The sequence below is a fragment of the Streptosporangium sp. NPDC002721 genome (assembly GCF_042888905.1).
Lineage (GTDB): Bacteria > Actinomycetota > Actinomycetes > Streptosporangiales > Streptosporangiaceae > Streptosporangium.
The window spans coordinates 1-4,216 of record NZ_JBIAQI010000084.1; the positions used below are offsets into that span (position 1 = coordinate 1).

Genomic DNA, 4,216 nt, shown 5'->3' on the forward strand with positions numbered 1-4,216 from the left:
CGAACCGCCGCGCGAACACCGGCGAGGACTCCAGCAACCCCGCACCCATCCCCACCCACTGCGACCCCTGACCCGGAAAAACAAACACCCCACCACCAGCACCGCTGAGAACCCGGCCCTGAACCACCTGAGCACCCACCACCACCCCACGATGCTCAAACCGCGCCCGACCTTCGGCCAACACCCGCCCAGCCCCCGCCGACACCACCCGACCCCGAACCGCCCCCACCAACTCCCCCACCGCACCCACCGACCGACCCGACACCACCAACGGCACCGGACCGACCTCCCCAGAACCCTCAGGAGCCTCCGGAACCTCGGCCACCGGCCCCTGCTCCAACACCACATGCGCGTTCGTCCCGCTGGCGCCGAAGGAGGAGACCCCGGCCCGCCGGGGACGGTCGGCTCCGGGCCACTCCCGTGCCTCGGTCAGCAACGACACCGCACCCGAGGACCAGTCCACGTGCGGCGACGGCTCCTCCGCGTGCAACGTCCGCGGCAACACCCCATGCCGCATCGCCATCACCATCTTGATCACACCGGCCACCCCAGCGGCCGCCTGCGTATGACCGATGTTCGACTTCACCGACCCCAGCCACAGCGGACGCTCCCGGCCCGATCCGTAGGCGGCCATCAGCGCCTGCGCCTCGATCGGATCACCCAACGTGGTCCCGGTCCCGTGCGCCTCGACCGCGTCCACCTCCGAGGCCGTCAGTCCCGCGTTGGCCAGCGCCTGCCGTACCACCCGCTCCTGTGCCAGGCCGTTCGGGGCGGTCAGCCCGTTCGACGCCCCGTCCTGGTTCACCGCCGAACCCCGTACCACCGCCAGCACCCGATGACCGTTGCGCAGCGCGTCGGAGAGGCGTTCGACGACGAGCACCCCCGCCCCCTCCGACCAGCCGGTGCCGTCGGCGGCGACGGAGAACGGCTTGCACCGGCCGTCGGGGGCGAGGCCGCGCTGGCGGCTGAACTCGATGAACGGGGTGGGCGTGGGCATCACGGTGACGCCGCCGACGAGGGCGAGCGAGCACTCGCCCTGGCGCAGCGAGGCGGCGGCGAGGTGAAGCGCGACGAGCGAGGTCGAGCAGGCCGTGTCCACCGTGATCGCCGGGCCCTCCAGGCCGAAGGTGTAGGCGACCCGGCCGGTGGCGATGCTGCCGACGTTGCCGGAGAGCAGGTGGCCCTCAAGCTCCTCGGGCAGGGCCCGCGGGTCCGTGACGTAGTCGTGGTACATCACACCGGCGAAGACACCGGTCTGGCTGCCGCGCAACGACGAAGGGTCGATCCCGGCACGCTCGATCGCCTCCCACGAGGTCTCCAGCAGCAACCGCTGCTGCGGATCCATCGCCAGCGCCTCACGCGGGGAGATCCCGAAGAACTCCGCGTCGAACTCCCCGGCGTCGTGGAGGAAACCGCCGGAGCGCGCGTAGCTGGTGCCCCGATGGTCGGGATCGGGGTGGTAGACGGCCTGCCAGCCCCGGTCGGTGGGGAAGTCTCCGATGGCGTCCCCGCCCTCGGCGACCAGCCGCCACAGGTCCTCCGGCGAACGCACCCCGCCGGGGAAACGGCAGGCCATCCCCACGATCGCGACGGGTTCGCCGGACGGGACGGGGCGAGGGGCCTCGCGGGGTTCGGGCCTGCCCGCCCCGAGGTACCTGGCGAGGGCCTCGGGCGTCGGGTGGTCGAACACGATGGTGGCGGGCAGCCGCAGCCCGGTCACCTGGTTCAGCCGGTTGCGCATCCGCACCGCGAGCAGGGAGTCGAAGCCGAGGTCCTTGAACGCGGTGCCGGTCTCCACCTGGCTCGGATCGGCGTAGCCGAGGACGTCGGCCACCTGGGCCCGCACCAGGTCGAGCAGCTCCCGCTCGCCGAGCTCCGCGAGCTCGGCGAGCGCCGGTGCGGCGTCGGCGGCCCGGCGCACGGGGGCGCGGACGAGGCTCCTGAGCGGCGGCGGCGGGAGCGGGGCGTCGGCCGGGCGGCTTGCCTCGCGAGGATCCAGGCGCGCGGGGACGAGCAGCGGCGCGCCGACGGCGAGGGCGGCGTCGAAGAGTTCGAGACCTTCCTCGGTCGGCATCCGGGTGACGCCGTTCTCGGTCCACCAGGTGACCTCGGTGTCGTCGAGGTCACCGGTGAGCGCGCTGCGCTGCTCCCACGCCCCCCAGGCCAGGGAGACGGCGGGCAGTCCCAGGGCGCGGCGGTGCTGGGCGAGGGCGTCGACGTAGGCGTTGGCGGCGGCGTATCCGGCCTGGCCGGGCGCGCCCAGGACCCCCGAGAGCGAGGAGAACAGCACGAACGCGCCGAGGTCCCGCCCGAGGGTGAGCTTGTGCAGGTTCAGCGCGGCGTACGCCTTGGGGCGCATGACGGCGTCGAGGCGGGTGGGGTCCAGCGACTCGACGATCCCGTCGTCCAGGACGGCGGCGGCGTGCACGACGGCCACCAGGTCGAGGGTCCGGTCGAGGACCGTGGCGAGCGCGTCGCGGTCGGCCGCGTCACAGGCGGTCACGGTCACGTCGGCGCCCAGCCCGCGCAGCTCGGTCACGAGCTCCGAGGCCCCGGGGGCGGCGGGTCCGAGGCGGCCGAGCAGGAGCAGCCGCCGGACGTCGTGCTCGCGTACGAGGTGGCGGGCGATCTGGCCGCCGAGGGTCCCGGTGCCGCCGGTGATCAGGACGGTGCCGTCCAGGCGCGGCAGGCCGGCGCCGGTCGCGGGGCCGGTCCTGGCCAGCCGGGGGACGAGCGCCCGGCCTCCGCGCACGGCCACCTGCGGCTCGTCGGGTACGAGGACCGGCTGGTCGCCGTCTCCCAGGTCCACCAGGACGAAGCGGCCGGGGTGCTCGGACTGGGCGGAGCGGAACAGCCCCCACACGGGCGCGTGGCCGGGGGCGACGGTCTCCCCCGGGGTGCCGGTACCGACCGCGCCCCGGGTGACCACCACCAGCCGGGCGGAGGCGAACCGCTCCTCGGCGAGCCACCGCCGGACGGTCCGCAGCGCCCACCGGGCCGCCTCGTCCGGACCGGCCTCCCGGGGCGCCTCCACGAGCACTGTGTCGGGTACGGGCTCCGGAACGGTGGCGAGGTCAGGGTGCGGGACGAGCGGGGTGACGGGCCTGCCGTCCCGCGCCGGGGTCCAGTCGACGGTGAACAGGGACGCGACAGGACGGCCGGTGAGCCGCCTCACCGGGACGGGACGCACGGTGAGGGAGTCGACCTCGATGACGGGCCGGCCCTGCTCGTCGGCCGCCTCGACGCGGAAGGCGTCCGTGCCGGTGGGGGTGAGCCGTACGCGCAGGGTGGTCGCGGCGCGGGCGTGCAGCCGGATCCCGGTCCAGGCGAACGGCAGCAGGACCTCGCCGTCGCCCGCGCGCATCTCGCGGGCGTGCAGGGTGGCGTCGAGCAGTGCCGGGTGGATGCCGAACCGGGCAGCGTCGTCCTGGCCGGCGGGCGGCAGGGCCACCTCGGCGTAGATGTCGCCGCCGTGCCGCCAGGCCGCGCGCAGCCCCTGGAACGCGGGCCCGTAGGCGTACCCCTGCTCGGCGAGCCGGTCGTAGCGGTCGCGGACGTCCATCGGCTCGGCACCGGCGGGCGGCCACACCGTCCCGCCCGCAGCCGGTCGCCGCGGGTCGCCCATCGAGCCGTCCGCGACCGTTTGCCGCGGGTCGTCGTCCACCGGCCTGTTCGCCGCCGACCCGTCCGTGGTGGCCGGGCCGAGCAGGCCGCTCGCGTGCCTGGTCCAGGTGTCGGAGCCATCCTGTCGCGAGGAGACGTGCACCGGCCGGACGCCCGCCGCGTCTCCGGCACCGGCGACGACGCGGAGGCGCACGCCTCCGCGCTCGGGGAGGACCAGCGGCGCCTCCAAGGTCAGTTCCTCCACCTGGCCGAGCCCGGTGTGCGCGCAGGCGTGAACGGCGAGTTCGGCGAACGCCGCACCGGGCATCAGCACGGTTTCCCGTACGGCGTGACCGGCCAGCCAGGGGTGGGTCTCCAGCGACACCCTGCCCGTCCACACCAGGCCGTCCTCGTCCGCGCCGTCGAGAAAGGCGCCGAGCAGGGGATGCTCGTCGGGCACGAGACCGAGGCCGTGCGCGTCGGCCGCCGGGGGCGGTGCGTCCAGCCAGTAGTGCTTTCTCTGGAAGGGGTAGGTGGGCAGGTCGGCGTCCAGGTCCGGTCGCGCGTCGCCGAACGCCGGACTCCAGTCGACGTCGACGCCGTGGACGAACGC

The 4,216-nt window shown here is 74.8% G+C and carries 1 protein-coding gene; it reads right to left on the reverse strand.

All coding sequences use genetic code 11. The features are described 5' to 3' along the window. On the reverse strand, positions 1 to 4,216 hold a 4,216-nt coding region (locus ACFYWM_RS44630), incomplete at both ends, for an SDR family NAD(P)-dependent oxidoreductase (RefSeq protein WP_389927958.1).